Genomic DNA, 21330 nt, shown 5'->3' with positions numbered 1-21330 from the left:
CCAGTATGATCTGTAGACGAAATGCTCATCGGAGTGACGTGTGCGGCGCGCACCGCCGTGGGGTCCGGATCGCCGTGGCGGCGCTGCTCGCCACGACCGCGCTGGGTGCCGCCACCGAAGCGACCGCCGCACCGTCCGTCCCCCTGCGCACCGACTGGGACGCCATCGCCGCCTGCGAGTCGGGCGGCGACTGGAACGCGAACACCGGCAACGGCTACTACGGCGGACTGCAGTTCAAGACGTCGAGCTGGATCGCGGCCGGCGGTCTCAAGTACGCCCCGCGCGCGGACCTCGCCAGCCGCGTCGAGCAGATCGCCGTCGCCAAGCGCCTGGCCCGGATTCAGGGGATGAACGCCTGGGGCTGCGCCTGATGTTCCCGCCCGGCGGTCCTGGGCAGACGTAGGGGTGTGAGCCGCCCGGCCGCAGGAGGGCGAAGGAGGGCTCGGCAGACATGACACGTCTCCCAGGTGACCGCCGCCCCGACCCGCGCGCACGGCTGGGAGAGATGATCTTCTCTCGCGTGGCGGGCCCGGAGGGTCCGGGCAACCGTGCCCGCATCCACGACACACCGGGCCCGCGCTGGTTCGGCCCGGAGCGGCCGATCCGGCGGGTGCACGGGGACGCCTCCATGTTCATCGGCGGCCTGTCCGCCCTGCTGCTCCAGTCGCTCCACCCGCTGGCCATGGCCGCGGTCGCCGCGCACTCCGGTTTCCGCGGCGACCCCTGGGGCCGGCTCCAGCGCACCAGCACCTTCCTCGCGGTCACCACCTACGGAACGGCGGACAGTGCGCAGGAGGCGTGCGAGCGGGTACGGGCCGTGCACGATAGAGTGCGGGGCGTCACGGCCGAGGGTGAGGAGTACGCCGCCGCCGACCCGCACCTGCTGTGCTGGGTGCACGTCGCGGAGGCCGACAGCTTCCTGCGCGCCCACCAGCGGTACGGCGCCCACCCCCTGGACGACGACGGGTGCGACGGCTACGTGGCCGACATGGCGCGCATCGCCACCGCGCTCGGCGTGCCGGATCCGCCCGTCGACCGCGCCGGACTCACCGAACGGATCGCCGCGTACCGCGGCGAACTGCGTGCGACCGCCGAGGCGCGCAGCACCGCCCGCTTCCTGCTGCTCAGGCCGCCCATCCCGCTGCTCGCGCGGCTGCCCTACGGGTTGCTCGCCGCAAACGCGGTGTCCCTGCTGCCGGTCTGGGCCTCACGCGCCCTGGGGCTGCCGCGCGTACCCCCGGCCGAGGGCGTGTGCGTGCGCCCGCTCGGGTCGGCCGTGACCGCGGGCATCCGTTGGGCGATGACGCCACCCCGGGACGCCGCGTAGGGACGCGGGGCCGGCCGAACGGTACGCCGTGTTGACCGGGGTAGCCCGTGGGTGTGCACCTGTGCCCGGTCGTGGCCGCCCGGTGTTTCCCCGCGGCGGGGGACGGGCAGTCCCCGGCGGGGGAGCAGAGGGGCGGCCCCGGACGTCCGGTACGCGGACCCGTCCGGGGCCGGCCTCTGGCCCTCAGTGCCTCACTGCCTCAGCGGAGCGCCGCCGCCGCGGGCCGCGGCAGTCCGTAGTGCCCGCGCAATGTCGCCGCTTCGTACGCCGTGCGGAACAGACCGCGCGCCCGCAGGAGCGGGACCACCTGGTCGGCGAAGAGGTCGAAGCCGCCCGGCAGCCACGGCGGCATGACGTTGAAACCGTCGGCGGCTCCCTGCTCGAACCACTCCTGGATCTGGTCGGCCACCTGCTCGGGCGTGCCGGCCACCACACGGTGGCCGCGCGCGCCCGCGAGGCGGTGCATGAGCCCGCGCACCGTGGGCTGTTCGCGGTCGATGATGTCCAGGACGAGCTGGAACCGGCTGCCGTTGCCGCGTTCGCCCCGGGTCTCGATGAGCCGGCGCGGCACCGGCCCGTCCAGCTGCTCCGCGGTGAGGTCGAGACCCAGCAGACGCCGGAGCAGCTGGAGCGAGTACTCGGGCTGGGTGAGTTCGTCGAACTCCGCGTGCAGTGCCCGTGCCTCGGCCTCGGTCGCACCGATGAAGGGGCTGATGCCCGGCAGGACGAGCAGCCGTCCGGGGTCACGGCCGAGGACCGCGGCCCTCGCCTTGAGGTCGGCGTAGAACTCCTGCCCGCTCCGCAGCGTCTGGTGCGCGGTGAACACCGCCTCCGCGTAGGCCGCGGCGAAGGAGCGGCCGTCCTCGGAGGACCCGGCCTGGACGTACACCGGGCGCCCCTGCGGGGAGCGGGGGAGATTCAGTGGGCCGCGCACCTTCAGGTGGCGGCCCGAGTGGCCGATCTCGTGGATGCGGTCGGTGTCGGCGAACACGCCGGTCTTCTGGTCGACGACCAGTGCCTCGTCCTCCCAGCTGTCCCAGAGCTTCGTCACCACGTCGACGAACTCCCGCGCACGGTCGTACCGTTCGGCGTGCACCGGATGTCCGTCGAGGCCGAAGTTCTCCGCGGCCTGCGGGGCGCCGGTGGTGACGATGTTCCAGCCGGCCCGGCCCTTGCTGAGGTGGTCCAGCGAGGCGAACAGGCGCGCCAGATTGTACGGCTCGGTGTACGTGGTCGAGGCCGTCGCGATCAGGCCGATGCGTTCGGTGGCCGCGGCGATCGCCGACAACCAGGTGAACGGTTCGAGCCGGAAGCGGCTCGCGTAGCGGACGTTGTCGGCCAGCGACGGGCCGTCGGCGAAGAACACGGCGTCGAACGTGGCTGCCTCGGCCCGGCGGGCCAGCTCCTGGTAGAAGCCGATGTCGAGAATGCGGCCGGGGTCGGTGCCGTGGTGCCGCCAGGCGGCCTCGTGGTGGCCGCCCGGATAGACGAACAGGTTCAGGTGCAGGGTGCGGGCGCTCATGCCGCGGTCTCCTCCTCGGTCGGCCCGGCGCTCTCGGAGTTCCGCACGCCCAGGCGGGCCAGCAGCCGGTCGCGCAGGGCGGTGTACTCGGCGCCCGCGTGGTCCCGCGGTGCCGGGAGCCGCACGGGCAGGTCGGCCGCGATCCGGCCCCGGTCCAGCACCACCACCCGGTCCGCGAGCGCGATGGCCTCGTCGACGTCGTGCGTCACCAGGAGTACGGCCGGCCGGTGCCGTTCGCACAGCCGCCGCAGCAGGGCGTGCATCCTGATCCGGGTCAGGGCGTCGAGCGCGCCGAACGGTTCGTCCGCCAGCAGCAGCCGAGGTTCGCGTACCAGGGACCTCGCCAGCGAGACACGTTGCTGTTCGCCGCCCGACAGTTCCACCGGCCAGGCCCGTTCGCGTCCGGCGAGGCCGACCTCGGCGAGGGCGGCCCGGCCCCGGTCCTCGGCGAAGGGCCCGCTCAGACCGAGTACGACGTTGTCGAGCAGCCGCTTCCAGGGCAGCAGCCGCGCGTCCTGGAAGACGACGGACACATGGTCGGGTGCGGTCAGTCCACCGCTGCCCGCCACCTCGTGGTCGAGGCCGGCCAGGGCGCGCAGCAGCGTGCTCTTGCCGGAGCCGCTGCGCCCCAGCAGTGCCACGAACTCCCCGGGCGCGATGGACAGCTCGAGCCCGTTCAGCACCCTTCGCTCACCGAAGGAACGCACCAGGTTCTCGATGCGGACCGTCGTGTGGTCCGCCGTGTTCAGCCCGCCAGCGTCCGCCGCCATGACAGGGCCCTCCTCTCCACCAGACGCACGAGGGCGTCGGAGACCAGACCGAGCAGGCCGTACACCACGAGGCCGACGATGATGACGTCGGTCTGCCCGTACGTCCGGGCCAGTTCCATCATGTAGCCGATGCCGCTGGTGGCGTTGACCTGCTCGACCACGACGAGGGCCAGCCAGGCGCCGGTCACCGCGAAGCGCATGCCGAGCAGGAAGCCGGGCAGCGCGCCGGGCAGCACGACGTGCCGGACGAAGCCGAGCCTGCCCAGGCGCACGGTCTCCGCCAGCTCGGCGTAGCGGTTGTCTATGGCGCGCAGTCCGTTGTGCGTGTGGATGTAGACCGGCACGAGGACACCGAGCGCGATCGTGATCACCTTCATCGTCTCGCCGATGCCGAACCAGAGGATCAGCAGCGGGATCAAGGCCAGCGAGGGGATCGACCGCTTGATCTGCACCGGGCCGTCGATCACGGCCTCGCCGAGCCGGCTGAGCCCGGAGACGAGGGCGAGGACCAGACCGGCCGCGACCCCGAACAGCAGCCCCAGTAGGGCGCGTTGCGCGGAGGTGGCGAGGTGGGACTGGAGCTTGCCGTCGTCGATGAGGTCGCCCGCGGTGCCCGCGACGGTCCAGGGGGCGGGAAGGCTGCGGACGTCGAAGACGCCCAGTCCGGAACCCGCCGCCCAGAGCACGAGCAGCAGTGCCGGGCCGATCGCCCAGCCGTACCGCACGGGTTTGCCGGGGCCCGGGCGGTGTCGTCGTGGCCCGCGCGCACGCACCCGGTCCGGTGGGGCCTCGGCGGCCGGGAGCGCCCGCTTGTCGAAGATCGTGGTGCTCATGGCGACGTCCCTTCACCGGCAACGGCCTCGGCGGCCACCGGCTCGTAGCGGCGGTCGAAGAGGAGCTCCGCGTCGAACGGCTCGCGGTCCTGCTCCTTCGCCAGCAGGTCGATGGTCTGCTGCTGCCGGTGGACGGCGTCGGTCCAGTCCGCCGGAAGGTCCGGGTGGCCGATGCGCCGGACCAGGTATTCGCCGTCCTCCTTGCTGAGTCCCTGGTCCTCGACGTAGTAGCCCGCCACCCATTCCTCGGGATGCCTGTCGATCCATATCTGCGCCCGGGCCCAGAACTTCACGAGTTCCCGGAGGGCGGCCGACTTCTGCGCGTCGGCGACGGATTCGGTCAGCGCCCACAGGTGTGCCGGGTCGTCCCGGAGCCCGTGCCTGACCGTCGCGCCGCCGTCCTTGCCGTAATTGGCCAGGTACCGCTTGATGTTGACGTCCGCGATGGGCGCGGCGTCCACCTGGTGGTTTCCGAGCGCGGTGGGATAGACGTCGCCGGTGCTCGCGAGTTCGACGAGTTCGACGTCCTGCTGGGTGAGACCGGCCTTCTTGAGAATGCGCAGGACGAGAGCGCCCTGGGCCTGCCCCGGGCTGTAGGCGATCTTCTTGCCCCGCAGGTCGGCGAGGGTCCTGATGCCGGAGCCCGGGGCGGTGCCCAGCTCGTAGATGGGGTTCTTGTACGGGTCCGCGCGGAACCTGACCGCCACGAGCTTCGTGTCGAGACCCGTCCAGTGGGCGTTGATCGACGGGATGTCGGCGGCCGAGCAGACGTCGAGTGCGCCGGCCCGGAAGGCCTCCGAGCACTGGGGGCCGCCGCTGATGTTGGCCCACTTCACCTTGAAGGGCAGTTGGTCGATCTGTCCGGACAGCTCCAGGGCGACCTTGAGGTCGGGCGCTCCGACGGTGAGCGTGGTGTCCCGGGCGACCGCGGCCGGGATCCTCTGGTCCGAGACGTCCTCGCTGGTCGCGGTCTGCGCCGGGGCCACACAGCCGGTGACGGTGAGGGAGAGGGCCAGTGCGGCCAGGGCGGGAAAGCGCCGGAATCCGGGCAGGGGTGTGCGAGAGGTCATCACGGCCTTCACGGGGAGCGGAGGAAAGAGGGCAGCGGGCGGTGGGGTTCAGCTACACACCGCGGTGGCGACGCGCATCAGATCGATGGCCCGTCGCTTCGTGAACTGCCGGAATTTCCGCATGCCGTGGACGCTAGCCAGGGGGTTGAAACCCGGTCAAGGGCTACCGGCCGGCTCCGCCGGGACTGCAACGACGCCTTCGTCGGCGTGTCATGTTCCGGAAACGCGGCGGCCCGAATAGGCGGACCAGCGGCCCTCTCGCCTGGCCACCGTGATGTCGCGGCCGAAGCAGGCGGTCAGCCGCGAGTCGGTCAGGACACCCTCGACGGGACCGGAGGCGAGGATCCTGCCCTCGCGCAGCAGCAGGGCGTGGCTGACGGCCGGGAACAGCTCCTCCAGATGGTGGGTGACCGTCACGGTGGCCAGGTGCGGACGGCCCTCGGCCAGTTGGTGCATGGCCTCGACGAGGTCCTCGCGGGAGGGCAGGTCGAGGGCGTTGAACGGCTCGTCGAGGAGGAGCAGCGCCGGGTCGGCCATCAGCGCCCGCGCGATGAGGACGCGCGCCCGCTGACCGCCCGAGCAGACCCCGTACGGCCGGTCGGCCAGCTCCTTGACGCCCAGCTCGGACAGGAGGTCGCGGGCCCGGTCCCGGACCTCGTCGTCGTACGTCCGCCACAGGGGCTGCACGGTGCCGCTGTGGCCGGTGAGCACGACCGCGTGGGCGGTGAGGTCCTGCGGCACCCGCTGGGCGGCGTTGACATGGCCGATCTGCGCCCGCAGCTCGCGCACGTCGACCCGGCCGAGCCGGCTGCCGAGAACCTCGACCGTCCCGGTGGTGGGGTGCATCAGCGCGCCGAGCAGCCGCAGCAGGGTGGTCTTCCCGGCGCCGTTGGCACCCAGCAGGGCCCAGTGCTCGCCCGGCCGGACGGTCCAGTCGATGCCGTCGAGGATCAGCTGGTCGGTGGTGAGGCGCCGGACGTGCACGTCCCGGAGCCGGAGCACCGCCGCCTCCCGCTCGTTGTCCTGCGAGCCGGTCGTGCGCCCGGTCATGCCGTGTCTCCTTCGCGCGGGACGTGTGCCGTACCCCCGACACAGTAGATGTACTCACCATGCGCCTGCTGGACCGTCCGGTTCCTGGACGGAACCCGACGGAGGTGGCGACCGGACCGCGGACTCCTTCGCGGCACGCACGCCGGCTGGGAACCCGAAGGGCGGTGACGCCGCCCCCGTCGCCGTCCGCCCCGAACACGGCGGCCTGCCCCCGCCGTGACGGGGGCAGGCCGGAACCGGTCGGGTTCCCCGGGCGGGAGGGGAAGGGTCAGACGCCCGCCACCGACTGGATCCACGACCGGTAGGCGGTCACGTTCGTGTACGCCGTGGTGGACTGCCGGTCGCTGGTCGAGGCGACGCCGACCTGGACGCCTCCGGCCATCATCGGGCCGCCCGAGTCGCCGCCCGCGGTGATGCCGTCGCCGGGGCGGGCGCATATCGCCCGGCCGTTGTAGGCGTCGTAGCACCCGCTGGTGACGCTCAGGTTGGCGACCTTGAGGTACCGGGACTGGCAGTTGATCTCCGAACCGCACCGTGAGGTGGCGCCCCAGCCGTAGACCTGGACGGTCTGGCCCACGCGCACCGTGCCCGGCTGTCCGAGCGGCGCGTAGGAGGCGGAGACGGAGCGGTCGAGCCGGACCAGCGCGAGGTCCGCCGAGGGATGCGTGGTGGTCTGCGCTCCGTTCGCCACCGTGCCGCCCGAGCCCTGGTCGAGGCTGCCGATACGGAAGGACAGGCCGCCGCCTGTGACGCAGTGCTTGGCCGTCAGGATCCAGGTGGGCGAGATGATGGTCGAGCTGCACGTCTGGGCGCCGTTGGAGAACAGCCGGGCCGCCCAGGGGGCGTTCTGCGCGTAGCCGCCGCCGATGATCGGCTGGGGTCCGCCGTCACCGGGGCGGGGCTCCGCCGCCGAGGCCTGCGGAGCGAGCGCGAGGGCGGACAGCAGCGTGGCCGTGAGTGCGGCCGTCAGGGTGGGGACGAGTCTGGAGGTTCGCAAGGCTCCTCGATTCCGACGGACACGCGTCGGGGCGCGTGTTCGGTCTGTGGGGGCGCCCAGCATCCCGGGCCCGGCCGCGGCACCGGCACTCCCGGCTTCCCATAACGCGGTGTTATGCCGCGGGGCGGCCCGGCCGGCGGTGCGCGCCGCCCGTGTCCGCGGCCGTGCGGACGGAGACGGTCACGACGTCGCCGCGGCTCGTGGCCTCCGGCGGCCCGGGCGGGCGGCGTCCCCGAGCCGGACCGTCGGCGACAAGGCCCGGATCCCGTGGGTCAGCGCAGCAGGAGTTGCACGAGTGCGACGGTGCCGACCGTCACCACCAGCGTCCGCAGGACGACGGGCTTGAACCGGCGGCCCACCTTGGCCCCGCCGTACCCGCCGAGGGCCGAGCCGACCGCCAGCAGGCCGACGGCGGTCCAGTCGAAGTCCGCGGCGAAGAGGAAGAAGAGCGCGGCGACGGTGTTGACGACGGCGGCGAGGACGTTCTTGACGGCGTTGAGGCGTTGCAGCGGCTCGTCGAGGAGCATGCCCATCAGGGACAGGTAGATGATCCCCTGGGCGGCCGTGAAGTAGCCGCCGTAGACGCTGGCCAGGGTCAGGCCGGTGAACAGCAGCGGACCGCCGTCCCGGCGCGGGGAGGCGCCGGTGCGCGCACGGCGGCGCTGCACCCACTTGCCGATCTGGGGCTGCAGCGCCACCAGCACCAGGGCAAGGCCCACCAGGACCGGCACGATCGTCTCGAAGGCGTCCTCCGGGAGCGCGAGCAGCAGTGTGGCGCCCGCGAGACCGCCCATCAGGGCGCCGACGCTCAGCTTGAGGACCCGCCGCCGCTGGCCGCGCAGTTCCTCGCGGTAGCCGATGGCGCCGCTGATGGAGCCGGGGATGAGGCCGAGGGCGTTGGAGACGGTGGCGGTGACCGGTGACAGGCCCGTGGCCAGCAGCACGGGAAAGGTGATCAGGGTGCCGGAGCCGACCACGCTGTTGATGGCGCCCGCCCCGACGCCGGCCGCGAACACCGCGGCCATGGCCTCGGGCGTCACCCCGGGCCGTCCGAGGCCGCGCCGCGGGCCGGCCGGAAGGTGTCTGGTGCATCTTTCACGGGGCCGACTGTACCCACCGGCAGAAGTGGTACGTCCCGTGGTACCCAACCGGTCCTGGATGGACGCTTCTTGACGTTAATTCACCTGATCATGCGGTGATACGATCACCGCGTTTGCGGAGCGGGCGGATGGGTGAAAGACGGCATCCCCGACTTCAGGGACAGCCCGGACAGCTACCCCGGTGCGGGCGGTCCACCGGCCGTCCGCGTAGACGGGAACTCAGCAAGCCGGCCGTCAGTCGCCTGAAGAGAGTCTTATGACGGAATACACAGGGAACCCCTTGCTCTGGGTGGCCCTAGTCGCCCTCGTGGCCGCCGCCGTGCTCATCAGCCGCCAGCGCAGGGCGGCCCGGGCGTTGCGGCAGCAGGTGCAGGGACTCAAGGACCACTACACCGAGCTGGAGAACGATTACGGAAAATCCGTACAGGCCGCCCAGGAGCGGGCCGAGGACGAGACCAAGACCGTCCTGAAGTCCGCCATGCGGACCCTTCAGGGCCTCGCCGCGGAACAGCAGCTGGTCCTCTCCCGCCTGCAGACCAAGTACGGCGACTCGGCCCTCCTCCAGGACCTGCTGGAGATCGACCACACCAACTCGCAGTTCGGCCGGCGGGCCCAGTCCATCGCCGTGCTCTGCGACGGCTGGCTCGGCGGGCGGCGCGACACCGCCTCGGTGTACGACGTGGTGCGCAGCGCGCAGGGGCGCATCCGGCACTTCCGCAGGGTGGACATCCTCTCCCAGGTCGACTTCGGCATCACCAGCCGGGCCGTGGAGCCCGTCGCCCTCGCCCTCGCCGAACTGCTCGACAACGCCACCAGCTACTCCAGCCCCGACACCGTCGTCGAGATCAACCTCCGGACCGTGCCCAAGGGCATCTGCGTGGTCGTCGACGACGCCGGTGTGGGCATGAGCGACGAGGAGCGCGCCCGCGCCGACCGGCTGCTCGCCACCGAGCGCGCCTCGGGCGTGGCCGGGCTCGGCAATCCGCCGCAGTTCGGCTTCGCCGTCATCGGCCTGCTGTGCGAACGATTCGGCTTCGAGGTGTCGGTGGACTCCTCGTCCCCCTACGGAGGTGTACGGGCGGTGGTCCTCCTGCCGCACGAACTGCTCACCGGCATGCCGGAGAAGAAGACTCCCGCCCCCGCCACCGCCCGGCCGGTCCGGGACGGCGGCCCCGAGGCCGCGCCCGTCTCGTCCCGGACCGACGACGGTCTGCCCCGGCGGCGCCGCAAGCGGCCGATGGCCATCGTGCCGGGCAACGAGTCCACCCCCCGCCCGGCGGGCCGCTCCGACTCCGAGCAGGCACAGGTCATGGGTGCCTTCCAGCGCGGAACGCGGTCCGGCCGGGTCACCGACCCCGAGGGCACCGACCGGACGCGCAGAACACCTGGTGCCAGCAGCGAAGGACATGAGGTCTCGTGAACGACGATCTGTCATGGATGCTCGACAGCGCCCTGGAGATTCCGGGTGCCCTGCACGCCGTCCTGATATCCGCCGACGGCCTGCTGATGGCCCGGACGCAGGACTTCGACAAGGACGACGCGGACCGGGTCGCCGCCGCGATGAGCGGGGTGCAGTCGCTCAGCCGCACCCTCGCCTTCTTCTGTGAGGACCCCAGCCAGTCCTGGCGCCAGACCCTGGTCGAGTTCGACGGCGGCTGGGTCTTCCTGATCTCCGCCGGCGAGGGCGCCTACCTCGGTGTCTCCGCCTCCCCCGAGGTGGACATGGCCGACATCACCTTCCGGATGCAGCAGCTCGTCGCCCAGCTCGGCAAACGGCTGACGACACCGCCGCGCGAGAACCTCGGCGTCCGCTCATGACCGGCCACGACGGCTGGGAGCCCGAGGCGCCGGAGTTAGTACGGCCGTACGTCATCACCAAGGGCCGCGGCCTGCCCGACGAGGACCACCTCTCCCTCATCACCCTCGTCACAGCCTCCGCCGAGGACACCCGGCGGCCGCTGCGGCTGTCCCCCGAAGAGCAGAGCCTGCTGGACCTCTGCTCGGCCGGCTACCTCTCGGTCGCCGAGATCGCCGGACACACCCACTTCCCGCTCGGCGTGGTGCGGATCCTGCTGGCCTCCCTGATGGAGGGCGGCCACCTCATGACCCGCCCGCCGGTGGCCCGCGCCCGGCTCGCGGACCGGGAAATCCTGGAGGAGGTGCTCAATGGGCTCCGCGCCAAGTTTGGATGAGCGGGACTACGTACGCGGCGGGGCGACCCAGACCGCGGTCAAGATCCTCGTCGTCGGGCACTTCGCGGTGGGCAAGACCACCCTCATCGGCTCCATCTCGGAGATCGAGCCGCTGTCCACCGAAGAGACGATGACGCAGGCCGCCGAGTCGGTCGACGACCTGGGCGGCGTCCAGGGCAAGACCACCACCACGGTCGCCATGGACTTCGGCCGCCTCACCATCAGCGACCGCGTCGTCCTCTACCTCTTCGGCACCCCCGGCCAGCAGCGCTTCGTCCAGATGTGGGAGGACATGGCACGCGGCGCCCTCGGTGCCCTGGTGCTGGTCGACCCCGAACGGCTGGCGGACTCCTTCCCCGTCATCGACCTCATCGAGCACTACGGGCTCGACTACGCCATCGCCGTCAACCACTTCGACGGCACCCCGCTGCGCGACGAACACGCGCTGCGCGAGGCGCTCGACCTGCTCGACGACACCCCCGTCGTCACCTGCGACGCCCGCGACGAGAAGTCCTCCGCGGCCGCACTGACCACCCTCGTCCGCTACTTGCTGGACCGCACCCGCTAGGAGCTGGGAGCAGACATGAACGCTCACGACACGGCCCCGGTGCCGCCGCCCGGGTGCCCGGCCCACGGCTCCGGCGCCCGAGTGCCGCTGCACGGACCGGAGTTCGCCGCCGACCCGCAGGCGTACTACGAGTACCTGCGCCACTACGGTGCCGCGGCGCCGGTCGAACTGGCCCCGGGCGTCGAGGCGACCCTGGTCACGGACTACGCCGCCGCCCTCCAGCTGCTCCAGGACTCCGGGTCCTTCCGCAAGGACGCTCGGCGCTGGCGGGCCTTCAACGAGGGCAAGGTCGGCCCGGACAGCCCGGTCGCGCCCCTGCTCGCCTACCGGCCCAACTGCATGTTCGCCGACGGCGCCGACCACCTCAGGCTCCGCCAGGCCGTCACCGACAGCATGGCGCGGGTGGACACCCGGAGGCTGAGCCGGAGCACGGAGCAGATCTCCGGCTACCTCATCTCCCAGTTCGCCGCCCGCGGCTCCGCCGACCTGCTCGGCGACTACGCCAAGCAGCTGCCGCTGTTCGTGTTCAACGAACTCTTCGGCTGCCCCGCCGACATCGGCGACCGGGTGCTGTTCGGCATCTCCGGCATGTTCGACGGCGTCAACGCCGAGAAGGCCACCGAGGTGCTCTTCCAGGCGGTGGGGGAGCTCGTCGCGCTCAAGCGGAGCAAGCCCGGCGACGACGTCACCTCCTGGCTGATGCGGCACGAGGCGGGCCTCAGCGACGAGGAGATGGTCCACCAGCTCGCCCTGCTCCTCGGCGCGGGCGCCGAGCCCCTGCGCAACCTGATCGGCAACACGCTGCACCGCCTCCTCACCCACGAGCGGTACGCGCGCGAGGGCGGCCTGATCGACGAGGCGCTGGACGACACGCTGTGGGAGAACCCGCCCATGGCGAACTACGCGCCGCACTACCCGGCCGCCGACACGGAACTCGCCGGACAGCACCTCCAGGCGGGCGATCTCGTGCTGGTCAGCTTCGCCGCGGCCAACACCGGCCCGGCCCTCAGGGCCTCCCGCCAGGCAGGCAGCAACCGCGCACACCTCGCCTGGAGCGCCGGACCGCACGCCTGCCCGTCCAAGGAACCGGCCCGGCACATCACGGTCACCGCCATCGAGCACCTCTTCAACGAGCTGCCCGACGTCGAACTCGCCGTCCCGGAGGACAGCCTGACCTGGCGTCCGGGCCCCTTCAACCGGGCCCTGGCCACCCTGCCGGCCCGCTTCACCCCGGCCCGCACCGGACGCGGTGCCGAACCGCGGCCCGCCCCGGGCGCGGCGGAGCCCGAGGTCGCCACCCCGGCCCGGCCGGCCGAACGCAGCGGCATGTGGAGCCAGTTCCTCAACTGGCTCACACGGTGATCTGCGCAACACCCTCCCAACCAGCCCCTTCCGCATGAAGGTTGAACGGCACGGGTAGTGAGCAACGCGGCATTCAAGTTGCTTACGAGTAAAAGGAGGTGTCGTGGACCACATATCCACGAACGCCGCTTTCCCGCCGCCGAAACCCCCGATACCCGCCTCTCCAGGCGGGTATCACTCTGTGCGGCCCCGGCCGGGGACGGGCCGGTGACCGCGCCGACGGGCACCGACCCGCGGGGCATCCCGACACTCGGCGCCTTCACCGGCGGCCAGCTGCGAAGACTCGCCGCGGTCGCCGGCCTCGCCGGAGCGGACATCGAGACCTACGCCCGGGTCCTGACGGACTCCCTGGGACCGGTGGCCGGACGGCCGCTCCACCTGCCGCCGCCCTACCGCACCTTCCTCTCCGACGACCACACCCCCGTCGAGTTCTCCCTCTCCTTCCGGCCGGACGCCGCCCCCGTTCTGCGGGTGCTCATCGAACCGGGCTGCGGCGCAGACAGCCTGGCTCACAACGGCCGCGTCGGACTGGAGACGGTCCGGGAGATGGCGCGCCGGTGGCGGTTCGGCACCGGCCCCCTCGACGAGGTGACGGACCTCTTCCTGCCGTCCGCTCCGCACGGCCCCCTGGCCCTGTGGTGCGCGCTGGAGCTGACACCCGGCGGTGTGCCCAAGGTCAAGGTCTACCTGAACCCCGCCGCCAACGGGGACGGCCTTTCCGGCGCGACGGTGCGGGAGGCGCTGCGCCGACTGGGGCTCGGGCGGGCCTACGCCAACCTGCCCCCGGGCAGCGGCCATCCGTTCCTCGCCCTGGACCTGGGGGACTGGGAGGAACCCCGGGTGAAGGTCTACGTACGCCACGACAGCCTGACCTCCGCCCGCGCCGGGAGACTGTCCCGCATGATCCCGGAACCGGTTCCGGCCGAGGTCGAAGGCTTCTTCCGCACGGTCGCGGGCGCCGGGCCCGGGGCGACGGGACTCGACGGGCTGCCCGGCCTGTCCTGCCACTCCTTCACCGGCCCGGCGGACCCCCGGCCCAGCGGGTTCACCCTGCACATCCCGGTCAGGGACTACGCCCCGCACGACGGGGAGGCACTGGCCCGGGCGTCGCGGCTGCTGCGCCGGCACGGCATGGACGCCTCGGTGCTGGTCCGGGCGCTGGCCGCCGTCACCGACCGGCGGCCTGAGGACGGGGCCGGGCTCATCGCCTACCTGGCACTGGCCCTCCAGCGGGGCCGGCCGCCGCGGGTGACGGCCTACCTCTCCTCGGAGGCGTACGCCGTCCGGCCGCCCGCCGCGGTGCCGGTCCGGCATCCGGTCGCGGTGTGCTGAGCCGGCCGCCCCGCACACCACAAGGGCTCCCGGCCGAAGTCACCGGGAGCCCCTGGGCACGACGGCCGGCGGGGCGGTCACACGGGCAGCGACTCCCGGAACTCCGCCAGATACGGTCCCACGTCGACCTGGATCGAGGCGCCCTCGGGCCGGCCGTAGCGCTGGGCCACGGAGGTGAGGTAGGCGCCGATCTCCTCGCGCATCGCCTCCGCCGCCGGCAGTTCGGCCTCGCCGTCGATGATCCGCGCCACCCACTCCGCCTGCGCCTCCACCAGCCGGGTGATCGCGCCCACGGGCCGGACCAGCCCGACGAAGTAGAGACCCGGCCGCCCGGCCGGGACGACCCGTCGGTACAGCTCGACCGAACCGTCCGCCGCGACCGGGCAGCCGGCCGGCAGGAAGGGGAAGGTCATGTGGAAGCCGGTGCAGTACACGACGGCGTCCGCGGTCGTGGAGGTGCCGTCGGTGAAGACGACCCGGTCGCCGTCGAAGGAGGCGATCGCGGGCTTCGGGGTCACGGCGCCGTGCCGGATCCGGCTGAGGATCTCGTCCGAGAGGGTCACGGCGGAGGAGAAGACCGGGTGGTCGGGCTCGGGAAGGCCGTAGTCGGACAGTCTGCCGCGTGCGACGAGCAGCGACCGCTCCACCCAACCGCGTTGCTCGGCGAAGGACATCTCGGTCCACCAGGGCGCCTCGGCGATCTCGTCGACCGACATCCCGAAGAGCTGCTTGGGCACGATGTGCAGTCCCCGCCGCACCGACAGCACGGTCTCCTCGGCGTGCCGCGAGAGGTCGGCTGCGATGTCCACGGCGGACGCCCCGAGCCCGACGACGACGACCCGGCGTCCGTCGAAGTCGGCGCCGTCACGGTAGTCGAGGGAGTGCAGAATCGTTCCACCGAAGGAGTCGGCGCCGGGCGGGAGAGGGTTGGGCAGGGCGGGTTCGGTGTGGTGCCCGGAGGCGACGATCACCTGCTCGAAGCGGCGGGCGGACTCGGTGCCGTCCGCGTCGCGGCTGACCACCGTCCACGTGCCGTCCGGGGCCTGCCATACGGCGACCACCTCGGTGCGCAGCTCGACGTGGTCGAGCAGGCCCGCCCACTCGGCGAAGGAGCGCAGATACGCGGCGACCTGGCTGTGCCGGGGGTAGAGCGGATACGAGGACGGCATGGGGAAACCGGCGTAACCGGTCAGCTGCTTCGCGGTGTTCAGGTGCAGCGACAGGTAGCCCGGCCCCCGCTCACCGGCCTCCGGCTGCCGCCAGATCCCGCCGACGTCGGGCGCCCTCTCCAGGCAGACGAAGCCGATGTCCCGCTCCTTGAGGGAGTGCGCCACCGCCAATCCCGACAGACCTGCACCGATCACACACACGCGCACGGGATTTCCCCCCCAGGACGGACCAGACCTCCCCCGATCACGCATTGACTGCCCATCCGCATCACGCGGCACACCAGCACGAGGAACGAACAGACGTGTTCGTCCTCACGTTTCACGCGCCGCGCAGATCCTGGACCCGGCGGATCTTGCCGAGGGAGCGCTCCAGGGTCTCCGGCGCGACGACCTCCACCTCGACCGTGACGCCCACGCCGTCCTTGACGCCCTGGACGATCGTCCGGGCGGCGGCCTCGCGCTGCCCGGGACCGGCGTCGGGACGGGCCTCGACCCGCACGGTCATGTGGTCCATCCGGCCGCGCTCGGAGAGCTGGATCTGGAAGTGCGGGGCGACCCCGGGAGTGCGCAGCACGATCTCCTCGATCTGGGTGGGGAAGACGTTCACCCCACGCAGGATGATCATGTCGTCGCAGCGGCCGGTCACCTTCTGCATCCGGCGGAAGGCCGGCCGGGCGGTGCCCGGCAGCAGCCGCGACAGGTCGCGCGTGCGGTAGCGGACGACCGGCAGCGCCTCCTTGGTGAGTGAGGTGAAGACGATCTCGCCCTCCTCGCCCTCCGGGAGGACGGCGTCCGTGAGCGGGTCCACCACCTCCGGGTAGAAGTGGTCCTCCCACACGTGCAGCCCGTCCTTGGTCTCGACGCACTCCTGCGCCACACCCGGGCCGATCACCTCGGACAGGCCGTATATGTCCACGGCGTGGATGTCCATCCGCTCCTCGATCTCGCGGCGCATCTCCTCGGTCCACGGCTCGGCGCCGAAGATGCCGACCCTCAGCGAGGTGGAGCGCGGGTCGACGCCCTGGCGCTCGAACTCGTCGAGCAGGGTGAGCATGTAGGAGGGGGTGACCATGATGATCTCGGGCTTGAAGTCCTGGATGATCTGCACCTGGCGTGCGGTCATGCCGCCGGAGGCCGGGATCACCGTGCATCCGGCGCGTTCGGCGCCGTAGTGCGCGCCGAGGCCGCCGGTGAACAGGCCGTAGCCGTAGGAGATGTGCACCTTGTGGCCGGGGCGCCCGCCCGCGGCCCGGATCGAACGGGCGACGACGTCCGCCCACATGGAGAGGTCGTTGTCCGTGTACCCGACGACGGTGGCGCGGCCGGTGGTGCCGCTGGAGGCGTGCACCCGCCGCACGTCCTCCATCGGGACGGCGAACATGCCGAAGGGGTAGGTGTCCCGCAGGTCCGCCTTGGTGGTGAAGGGGAACCTGGAGAGGTCCGCCAGGCTGCGGCAGTCGTCCGGGGTGACTCCGGCGGCGTCGAACTTCTTACGGTACAGCTCCACGTTCTCGTAGGCGTGCCGCAGGGTCGCGCGCAGCCGGTCCAGCTGGAGCTCGGCGAGCTGCTCCCGGGACAGGCGCTCGGCGTCGTCCAGCAGGTCGTGGGGGAGTGGCTCACCCGGGCGGGGTGCCGGGGCCGCCCCGGTCGTCGGCTCGCTGCTCATCACGGCTCCTTCGTCGTCGTGCCCGGCGTCCGGCTCCCGGTGGTGTCCCGCATGCTGCGGCTGCGCCCGCGGAACTCCGCGATCACCTCGTCGCCGCGCCGTACGCTCACGTCGTACACGCCGCTGCGGCCGAACCGGGCCCGTTCCTCGGCGCGGGCCACGAGGACGTCGCCCTCGCGGGCGGGGGCGACGAAGACGATGTCGGCACCGGCCGCGACGGTCACCGGACCGTGGCTGTTGCAGGCGCAGGCGAAGGCGGTGTCGGCGAGCAGGAAGAGGAAGCCGCCGTGGGCGATCCTGTGTCCGTTCACCATCGACGGGGTCACGGTCATCCGGAGCACGGCGGCCCCCTCGCCGTGCTCGACCAGCTCGATGCCCAGCCCCCGGGAGGCCTCGTCCGCGGAGAACATCGTCTCCGTGGGTGTCGGCCCAGTGGCCTGCGACATCCTTCCCACCACCTTCTGTCCCGACCGACCATTCGGTTAGCTCGCGGCACGGCCCAGTAATCCAGCCGCGCGGGCGCCCTGTCAAGAGTGTGAGCGGCGGGTCCCGGGTCTTGCCCGGCGCCCGGAAACCCGTCACACTGGTACCGAACGAATGGTCGGTTGGGAAGCTGGTGACGATGACCACGACACACGCCGCCGAGGCGCCGCCCCCGGACGGTCTCCAGGAGCACTTCGACGCGACGATCGCGCACGACCAGCGCATCGAGCCGCGCGACTGGATGCCCGAGGGCTACCGGAAGACGCTGATCCGGCAGATCGCCCAGCACGCGCACTCGGAGATCATCGGCATGCAGCCGGAGGGCGAGTGGATCACCCGGGCACCGTCGCTGCGCCGCAAGGCGATCCTCTTCGCCAAGGTGCAGGACGAGGCCGGCCACGGCCTGTACCTGTACTCGGCGGCCGAGACCCTCGGGGCCGACCGCGACGACCTCACCGAGCGCCTGATCGAGGGCCGGCAGAAGTACTCGTCGATCTTCAACTACCCGACCCTCAGCTTCGCCGACGTCGGCGTGATCGGCTGGTTCGTGGACGGCGCGGCCATCTGCAACCAGGTACCGCTGTGCCGCAGCTCGTACGGCCCGTACGCGCGCGCGATGGTGCGCATCTGCAAGGAGGAGTCGTTCCACCAGCGGCAGGGCTACGAGCTGCTGATGACGATGATGCGCGGCACAGCGGCCCAGCGCGAGATGGTCCAGGACGCGGTGGACCGCTGGTGGTGGCCGTCCCTGATGATGTTCGGCCCGCCCGACGACGCCTCGCCCAACTCGGCGCAGTCGATGGCCTGGAAGATCAAGCGGCACAGCAACGACGAGCTGCGCCGCCGCTTCGTCGACATGACCGTTCCGCAGGCGGAGAAGCTCGGCGTCACCCTGCCCGACCCGGAGCTGCGGTGGAACGAGGAGGCGGGGCACCACGACTTCGGCACCCCGGACTGGGACGAGCTGATGCGGGTCATCAAGGGCGACGGCCCGTGCAACGCACAGCGGAGCGAGCGGCGGCGGACCGCCCACGAAGAGGGCGCCTGGGTGCGCGAGGCGGCCACCGCGCACGCCGTCAAGCAGGCCGCCCGCGCGGCGAAGGGAGCGGTGGCATGACCGCCGAGAAGAGCGAGAAGCCCGAGAAGCAGGGCTGGCCTCTATACGAGGTCTTCGTGCGCGGCAAGCGCGGCCTCAACCACGTGCACGTCGGCTCGCTGCACGCGGCCGACGACGCCATGGCCCTCACCCACGCCCGCGACCTCTACACCCGGCGCAACGAGGGCGTGAGCATCTGGGTGGTCCGCTCCGAGCACATCGCCGCCTCCACCCGCGACGAGAAGGACCCCTTCTTCGCCCCCAGCGCGGACAAGGTGTACCGCCACCCGACCTTCTACGACATCCCCGACGACGTCCCCCACATCTAGGAGCCGGGCATGAGCGACGACCACGTCTACCTCACCCTGGCCGAGGGACACGAGGACGACACCCGCTGGGCCTACGGCACCGGCTTCGAGGACCCGCTGCACGGCGTCGACACCACCGTGCCCGAGGGCGTCGACGCGGCCGGACTGGCCGCGGACTGCGTGGCGCTGGCCGACGACGCCCTGATCAGCGCCCAGCGGCTCGCCGAGTGGGTCACCCGCGCCCCGGAGCTGGAGGAGGAGGTGGCGCTGGCCAACATCGGCCTCGACCTCCTCGGCCAGGCCCGCCTGCTGTACGCGCGCGCCGGGCAGGCCGACGGCACCGGCCGCGACGAGGACGCCTTCGCCTACTTCCGCGACGCCGGCGACTTCCGCAACGTGACCCTGGCCGAACTCCCGCGAGGCGACTTCGCGTTCGCCGTGGTGCGGCTGCTGGTGCTCTCCAGTTGGCGGCTGGCCCACTTCCAGCGGCTGGTGGACCACCCCGACCCGGTCCTCGCGGCGGTCGCGGCCAAGGGCGTCAAGGAACTGTCCTACCACCGTCAGTACGCCGCCGAGTGGGCCGTCCGCCTGGGCGACGGCACCGACGAGTCGCGGCGCAGGACGCACGCGGCACTGGACGCGGTCGCCCCGTACCTGGGCGAGCTGCACACGGCGTACGACGTACGGGACGAGGTCGCCGACGTGCTGCGCCAGGTCACCGAGGCGGCCGGCCTGCCCCTGCCGGTGTACCGTCCGCTGCCCGGCTCCGGCCGCGCCGGCGAGCACACCGAGCATCTGGCGCCGCTGCTCACCGAGTTGCAGGGCGTCGCCCGCGCCCACCCGGAGGCGACATGGTGACCGTGCTCCCGGACACCGACCGCGCCCGCCGCGTCGCCGAGCGGGTGCCGGACCCCGAGCTGCCCATGCTGACCCTCGCCGACCTCGGGGTGCTGCGCGGCGTCGAGGTCGGCGCGGACGGCACCGTGGTGGCGAGCCTGACCCCCACCTACTCGGGCTGCCCGGCCATGGCCGAGATGCGCGCGGACGTCGCCGCCCGGCTGCGGGACGCCGGATACGAGCGCGTGGAGATCCGCACGGTCCTCGACCCGCCCTGGACCAGTGACTGGATCACCGAGTCCGGCCGCCGCAAGCTCGCCGAGCACGGCATCGCCCCGCCCGGCCCCGCACCCCGTGGCGGGCCGGTTCCTCTCGTGCTGTCACCCACCCGGGCGGCGGTGGCGTGTCCCCGCTGCGGCTCGGCGGACACCGAGGAGACCTCCCGCTTCGCCGCCACGTCCTGCAAGGCCCTGTGGCGCTGCCGGGCCTGCCGCGAGCCGTTCGAGTACGTCAAGGAGATCTGATGCCCCCGACCGCCCCCGTCCCGGCAGCGCCCGTGCGTGTCCGCCGCCGGCCCGCCTTCCACCGTCTGCGCGTGGCCGCCGTCGAGCGGCTGTGCGCGGACGCGGTGGCCGTGAGCTTCGAGATCCCGGACGAGCTGGCCGGGGAGTTCGCCTTCGCGCCCGGCCAGTCGCTGACGCTGCGGCGCGAGGTGGAGGGCCGGGACGAGCGGCGCTCGTACTCGATCTGCGCACCGGCCGGTTCGGTGCCGCGCATCGGGGTCCGGGTGGTGCCCGGCGGGGTGTTCTCCTCTTGGCTGGTCGAGGAGGTGCGGCCCGGCGACACCGTCGAGGTCATGGCGCCCACCGGGCTGTTCACCCCCGACCTGACCGTTCCCGGCCACCACGTGCTGATCGCGGCCGGGTCGGGCATCACGCCCATGGTGTCCATCGCCGAGTCGGTGCTGGCCGCCGACGACCGGTCGTCCGTCACCCTGTTCTACGGCAACCGCCGCACGGACACGGTCATGTTCGCCGACGACCTGGCCGACCTGAAGGACCTCCACCCGACCCGCTTCCACCTGGCCCACGTGCTCTCCCGTGAACCCCGCGAGGCCGAGGTGCTCTCCGGCCGGCTGGACGCCGGGCGGCTCTCGGCGCTCATCGGCTCGCTGGTGGACGTGGCGGCCGCCGACCACTGGTGGCTGTGCGGCCCGCAGGGCATGGTCGCCGACGCCCAGCAGGTCCTGGCCGGCCTCGGCGTCCCGGCGGACCGCGTCCACCGGGAGCTGTTCTTCGCCGACGACGAGCCCGTGCGGGAGGTCCGCCACGAGGAGACCGGCCCGCAGGGACCCGTCAGCGAGGTCACCATCACCCTGGACGGCCGGTCCACCACCTCCTCCCTGTCCCGCGGGCGGACCCTCCTCGACGGAGCCCAGCAGACCCGGCCCGACCTGCCCTTCGCCTGCAAGGGCGGGGTCTGCGGCACCTGCCGCGCCCTGGTCACCGACGGCAAGGCGGACATGCGCCGCAACTACGCCCTGGAGGACGCCGAGGTCGACGCCGGGTACGTGCTGACCTGCCAGTCGTACCCGGTCTCCGAGAAGCTGACCGTGGACTACGACAGCTGAGCCGCGGTCACCCGGTGC

At 72.3% G+C, this 21330-nt stretch carries 24 protein-coding genes; 13 read left to right on the top strand and 11 right to left on the bottom strand.

Going from position 1 to position 21330, the window contains the following annotated elements:
- Positions 1–5: 5 nt before the first annotated feature.
- Positions 6–371 carry a transglycosylase family protein gene (locus ACGF3J_RS20595; protein ID WP_161330119.1) on the top strand — a complete coding sequence of 122 codons (366 nt, stop codon included), beginning with the start codon at positions 6–8 and terminating at the stop codon, positions 369–371.
- An 80-nt stretch (positions 372–451) separates the two neighbouring features.
- Positions 452–1327 (top strand): oxygenase MpaB family protein, encoded by an 876-nt coding sequence (locus ACGF3J_RS20590; protein ID WP_161330120.1) that lies wholly within the window; start codon positions 452–454, stop codon positions 1325–1327.
- A 199-nt stretch (positions 1328–1526) separates the two neighbouring features.
- Here the strand turns inward: ACGF3J_RS20590 and ACGF3J_RS20585 are convergent, their stop codons facing one another.
- The 8 genes from ACGF3J_RS20585 to ACGF3J_RS20550 all read right to left on the bottom strand — a co-directional run bounded on the left by ACGF3J_RS20585 (position 1527) and on the right by ACGF3J_RS20550 (position 8594).
- Positions 1527–2849, bottom strand: coding sequence for an LLM class flavin-dependent oxidoreductase (locus ACGF3J_RS20585; RefSeq protein ID WP_393854451.1), 1323 nt, complete (start codon positions 2847–2849; stop codon positions 1527–1529).
- Positions 2846–3619, bottom strand: a complete 774-nt coding sequence (locus tag ACGF3J_RS20580) for an ABC transporter ATP-binding protein (protein WP_161331841.1) — start codon at positions 3617–3619, stop codon at positions 2846–2848. Before ACGF3J_RS20580 ends, ACGF3J_RS20585 begins: the two co-directional genes overlap by 4 nt.
- Positions 3595–4452, bottom strand: coding sequence for an ABC transporter permease (locus ACGF3J_RS20575; RefSeq protein ID WP_161331842.1), 858 nt, complete (start codon positions 4450–4452; stop codon positions 3595–3597). The genes ACGF3J_RS20580 and ACGF3J_RS20575 overlap by 25 nt, the downstream gene beginning before the upstream one ends.
- Positions 4449–5522: an ABC transporter substrate-binding protein gene (locus ACGF3J_RS20570; RefSeq protein WP_161331843.1), complete on the bottom strand. Its 1074-nt coding sequence runs from the start codon at positions 5520–5522 to the stop codon at positions 4449–4451. Before ACGF3J_RS20570 ends, ACGF3J_RS20575 begins: the two co-directional genes overlap by 4 nt.
- 48 nt (positions 5523–5570) lie before the next feature.
- The gene (locus ACGF3J_RS20565; protein ID WP_356609822.1) at positions 5571–5645 is read right to left on the bottom strand and encodes a putative leader peptide; all 75 of its coding nucleotides are present in this window, start codon (positions 5643–5645) and stop codon (positions 5571–5573) included.
- Positions 5646–5732: 87 nt separating this feature from the next.
- Positions 5733–6572 carry an ABC transporter ATP-binding protein gene (locus ACGF3J_RS20560; RefSeq protein ID WP_161331844.1) on the bottom strand — a complete coding sequence of 280 codons (840 nt, stop codon included), beginning with the start codon at positions 6570–6572 and terminating at the stop codon, positions 5733–5735.
- A 268-nt stretch (positions 6573–6840) separates the two neighbouring features.
- Positions 6841–7569: a trypsin-like serine protease gene (locus tag ACGF3J_RS20555; protein ID WP_161329910.1), complete on the bottom strand. Its 729-nt coding sequence runs from the start codon at positions 7567–7569 to the stop codon at positions 6841–6843.
- Positions 7570–7841: 272 nt separating this feature from the next.
- Complete coding sequence (locus tag ACGF3J_RS20550; RefSeq protein WP_202557888.1) at positions 7842–8594, bottom strand: sulfite exporter TauE/SafE family protein; 753 nt, start codon at positions 8592–8594, stop codon at positions 7842–7844.
- Positions 8595–8925: 331 nt separating this feature from the next.
- Here ACGF3J_RS20550 and ACGF3J_RS20545 point away from each other — a divergent pair, with 331 nt between their 5' ends.
- The 6 genes from ACGF3J_RS20545 to ACGF3J_RS20520 all read left to right on the top strand — a co-directional run bounded on the left by ACGF3J_RS20545 (position 8926) and on the right by ACGF3J_RS20520 (position 14123).
- On the top strand, positions 8926–10089 hold the full coding sequence (locus ACGF3J_RS20545) for a sensor histidine kinase KdpD (RefSeq protein ID WP_161328005.1): 1164 nt from the start codon (positions 8926–8928) through the stop codon (positions 10087–10089).
- Complete coding sequence (locus tag ACGF3J_RS20540; protein ID WP_161328004.1) at positions 10086–10487, top strand: roadblock/LC7 domain-containing protein; 402 nt, start codon at positions 10086–10088, stop codon at positions 10485–10487. The genes ACGF3J_RS20545 and ACGF3J_RS20540 overlap by 4 nt, the downstream gene beginning before the upstream one ends.
- Positions 10484–10861, top strand: coding sequence for a DUF742 domain-containing protein (locus ACGF3J_RS20535; protein ID WP_161328003.1), 378 nt, complete (start codon positions 10484–10486; stop codon positions 10859–10861). The genes ACGF3J_RS20540 and ACGF3J_RS20535 overlap by 4 nt, the downstream gene beginning before the upstream one ends.
- Positions 10836–11429, top strand: coding sequence for an ATP/GTP-binding protein (locus ACGF3J_RS20530; RefSeq protein ID WP_122617770.1), 594 nt, complete (start codon positions 10836–10838; stop codon positions 11427–11429). Before ACGF3J_RS20535 ends, ACGF3J_RS20530 begins: the two co-directional genes overlap by 26 nt.
- Before the next feature lie 15 nt (positions 11430–11444).
- Positions 11445–12791, top strand: coding sequence for a cytochrome P450 (locus ACGF3J_RS20525; protein WP_161328002.1), 1347 nt, complete (start codon positions 11445–11447; stop codon positions 12789–12791).
- Between the two features lie 207 nt (positions 12792–12998).
- Positions 12999–14123, top strand: coding sequence for a tryptophan dimethylallyltransferase family protein (locus ACGF3J_RS20520; RefSeq protein ID WP_393854450.1), 1125 nt, complete (start codon positions 12999–13001; stop codon positions 14121–14123).
- Positions 14124–14200: 77 nt separating this feature from the next.
- Here ACGF3J_RS20520 and ACGF3J_RS20515 read toward each other — a convergent pair whose 3' ends face one another.
- The 3 genes from ACGF3J_RS20515 to paaI all read right to left on the bottom strand — a co-directional run bounded on the left by ACGF3J_RS20515 (position 14201) and on the right by paaI (position 17404).
- Positions 14201–15499 carry a flavin-containing monooxygenase gene (locus tag ACGF3J_RS20515; protein WP_393854449.1) on the bottom strand — a complete coding sequence of 433 codons (1299 nt, stop codon included), beginning with the start codon at positions 15497–15499 and terminating at the stop codon, positions 14201–14203.
- Positions 15500–15611: 112 nt separating this feature from the next.
- On the bottom strand, positions 15612–16958 hold the full coding sequence (gene paaK / locus ACGF3J_RS20510) for a phenylacetate--CoA ligase PaaK (protein ID WP_161328221.1): 1347 nt from the start codon (positions 16956–16958) through the stop codon (positions 15612–15614).
- Positions 16958–17404 carry a hydroxyphenylacetyl-CoA thioesterase PaaI gene (paaI, locus tag ACGF3J_RS20505; protein ID WP_393854448.1) on the bottom strand — a complete coding sequence of 149 codons (447 nt, stop codon included), beginning with the start codon at positions 17402–17404 and terminating at the stop codon, positions 16958–16960. Before paaI ends, paaK begins: the two co-directional genes overlap by 1 nt.
- Before the next feature lie 176 nt (positions 17405–17580).
- Between paaI and paaA the strand changes: the two genes are divergently transcribed.
- The 5 genes from paaA to paaE are packed head-to-tail and all read left to right on the top strand — an operon-like array spanning position 17581 to position 21312.
- Positions 17581–18558: a 1,2-phenylacetyl-CoA epoxidase subunit PaaA gene (gene paaA / locus ACGF3J_RS20500; protein WP_161328219.1), complete on the top strand. Its 978-nt coding sequence runs from the start codon at positions 17581–17583 to the stop codon at positions 18556–18558.
- Positions 18555–18866: a 1,2-phenylacetyl-CoA epoxidase subunit PaaB gene (gene paaB / locus ACGF3J_RS20495; protein ID WP_161328218.1), complete on the top strand. Its 312-nt coding sequence runs from the start codon at positions 18555–18557 to the stop codon at positions 18864–18866. Before paaA ends, paaB begins: the two co-directional genes overlap by 4 nt.
- 9 nt (positions 18867–18875) lie before the next feature.
- Positions 18876–19703, top strand: a complete 828-nt coding sequence (gene paaC, locus ACGF3J_RS20490; RefSeq protein ID WP_161328217.1) for a 1,2-phenylacetyl-CoA epoxidase subunit PaaC — start codon at positions 18876–18878, stop codon at positions 19701–19703.
- Positions 19697–20206, top strand: a complete 510-nt coding sequence (paaD, locus tag ACGF3J_RS20485; RefSeq protein ID WP_161328216.1) for a 1,2-phenylacetyl-CoA epoxidase subunit PaaD — start codon at positions 19697–19699, stop codon at positions 20204–20206. The genes paaC and paaD overlap by 7 nt, the downstream gene beginning before the upstream one ends.
- Positions 20206–21312, top strand: a complete 1107-nt coding sequence (paaE, locus tag ACGF3J_RS20480) for a 1,2-phenylacetyl-CoA epoxidase subunit PaaE (RefSeq protein ID WP_161328215.1) — start codon at positions 20206–20208, stop codon at positions 21310–21312. The genes paaD and paaE overlap by 1 nt, the downstream gene beginning before the upstream one ends.
- Positions 21313–21330: the final 18 nt, after the last annotated feature.

The organism is Streptomyces sp. NPDC048171 (assembly GCF_043202655.1).
GTDB lineage: Bacteria > Actinomycetota > Actinomycetes > Streptomycetales > Streptomycetaceae > Streptomyces.
The sequence above is the reverse complement of the archived record's forward strand: the minus strand, read 5'-3'. Positions and strand labels throughout refer to the sequence as shown.

What these genes read in the sequence shown, in the direction of transcription:
- ACGF3J_RS20595 (WP_161330119.1), top strand. Translation starts at nt 6, where the DNA reads ATGATCTGTAGACGAAATGCTCATCGGAGTGACGTGTGCGGCGCGCAC.
- ACGF3J_RS20590 (WP_161330120.1), top strand. Translation starts at nt 452, where the DNA reads ATGACACGTCTCCCAGGTGACCGCCGCCCCGACCCGCGCGCACGGCTG.
- ACGF3J_RS20585 (WP_393854451.1), bottom strand. Translation starts at nt 2,849, where the DNA reads ATGAGCGCCCGCACCCTGCACCTGAACCTGTTCGTCTATCCGGGCGGC.
- ACGF3J_RS20580 (WP_161331841.1), bottom strand. Translation starts at nt 3,619, where the DNA reads ATGGCGGCGGACGCTGGCGGGCTGAACACGGCGGACCACACGACGGTC.
- ACGF3J_RS20575 (WP_161331842.1), bottom strand. Translation starts at nt 4,452, where the DNA reads ATGAGCACCACGATCTTCGACAAGCGGGCGCTCCCGGCCGCCGAGGCC.
- ACGF3J_RS20570 (WP_161331843.1), bottom strand. Translation starts at nt 5,522, where the DNA reads ATGACCTCTCGCACACCCCTGCCCGGATTCCGGCGCTTTCCCGCCCTG.
- ACGF3J_RS20560 (WP_161331844.1), bottom strand. Translation starts at nt 6,572, where the DNA reads ATGACCGGGCGCACGACCGGCTCGCAGGACAACGAGCGGGAGGCGGCG.
- ACGF3J_RS20550 (WP_202557888.1), bottom strand. Translation starts at nt 8,594, where the DNA reads ATGGCCGCGGTGTTCGCGGCCGGCGTCGGGGCGGGCGCCATCAACAGC.
- ACGF3J_RS20545 (WP_161328005.1), top strand. Translation starts at nt 8,926, where the DNA reads ATGACGGAATACACAGGGAACCCCTTGCTCTGGGTGGCCCTAGTCGCC.
- ACGF3J_RS20535 (WP_161328003.1), top strand. Translation starts at nt 10,484, where the DNA reads ATGACCGGCCACGACGGCTGGGAGCCCGAGGCGCCGGAGTTAGTACGG.
- ACGF3J_RS20530 (WP_122617770.1), top strand. Translation starts at nt 10,836, where the DNA reads ATGGGCTCCGCGCCAAGTTTGGATGAGCGGGACTACGTACGCGGCGGG.
- ACGF3J_RS20525 (WP_161328002.1), top strand. Translation starts at nt 11,445, where the DNA reads ATGAACGCTCACGACACGGCCCCGGTGCCGCCGCCCGGGTGCCCGGCC.
- paaK (WP_161328221.1), bottom strand. Translation starts at nt 16,958, where the DNA reads ATGAGCAGCGAGCCGACGACCGGGGCGGCCCCGGCACCCCGCCCGGGT.
- paaI (WP_393854448.1), bottom strand. Translation starts at nt 17,404, where the DNA reads ATGTCGCAGGCCACTGGGCCGACACCCACGGAGACGATGTTCTCCGCG.
- paaA (WP_161328219.1), top strand. Translation starts at nt 17,581, where the DNA reads ATGACCACGACACACGCCGCCGAGGCGCCGCCCCCGGACGGTCTCCAG.
- paaB (WP_161328218.1), top strand. Translation starts at nt 18,555, where the DNA reads ATGACCGCCGAGAAGAGCGAGAAGCCCGAGAAGCAGGGCTGGCCTCTA.
- paaC (WP_161328217.1), top strand. Translation starts at nt 18,876, where the DNA reads ATGAGCGACGACCACGTCTACCTCACCCTGGCCGAGGGACACGAGGAC.
- paaD (WP_161328216.1), top strand. Translation starts at nt 19,697, where the DNA reads ATGGTGACCGTGCTCCCGGACACCGACCGCGCCCGCCGCGTCGCCGAG.
- paaE (WP_161328215.1), top strand. Translation starts at nt 20,206, where the DNA reads ATGCCCCCGACCGCCCCCGTCCCGGCAGCGCCCGTGCGTGTCCGCCGC.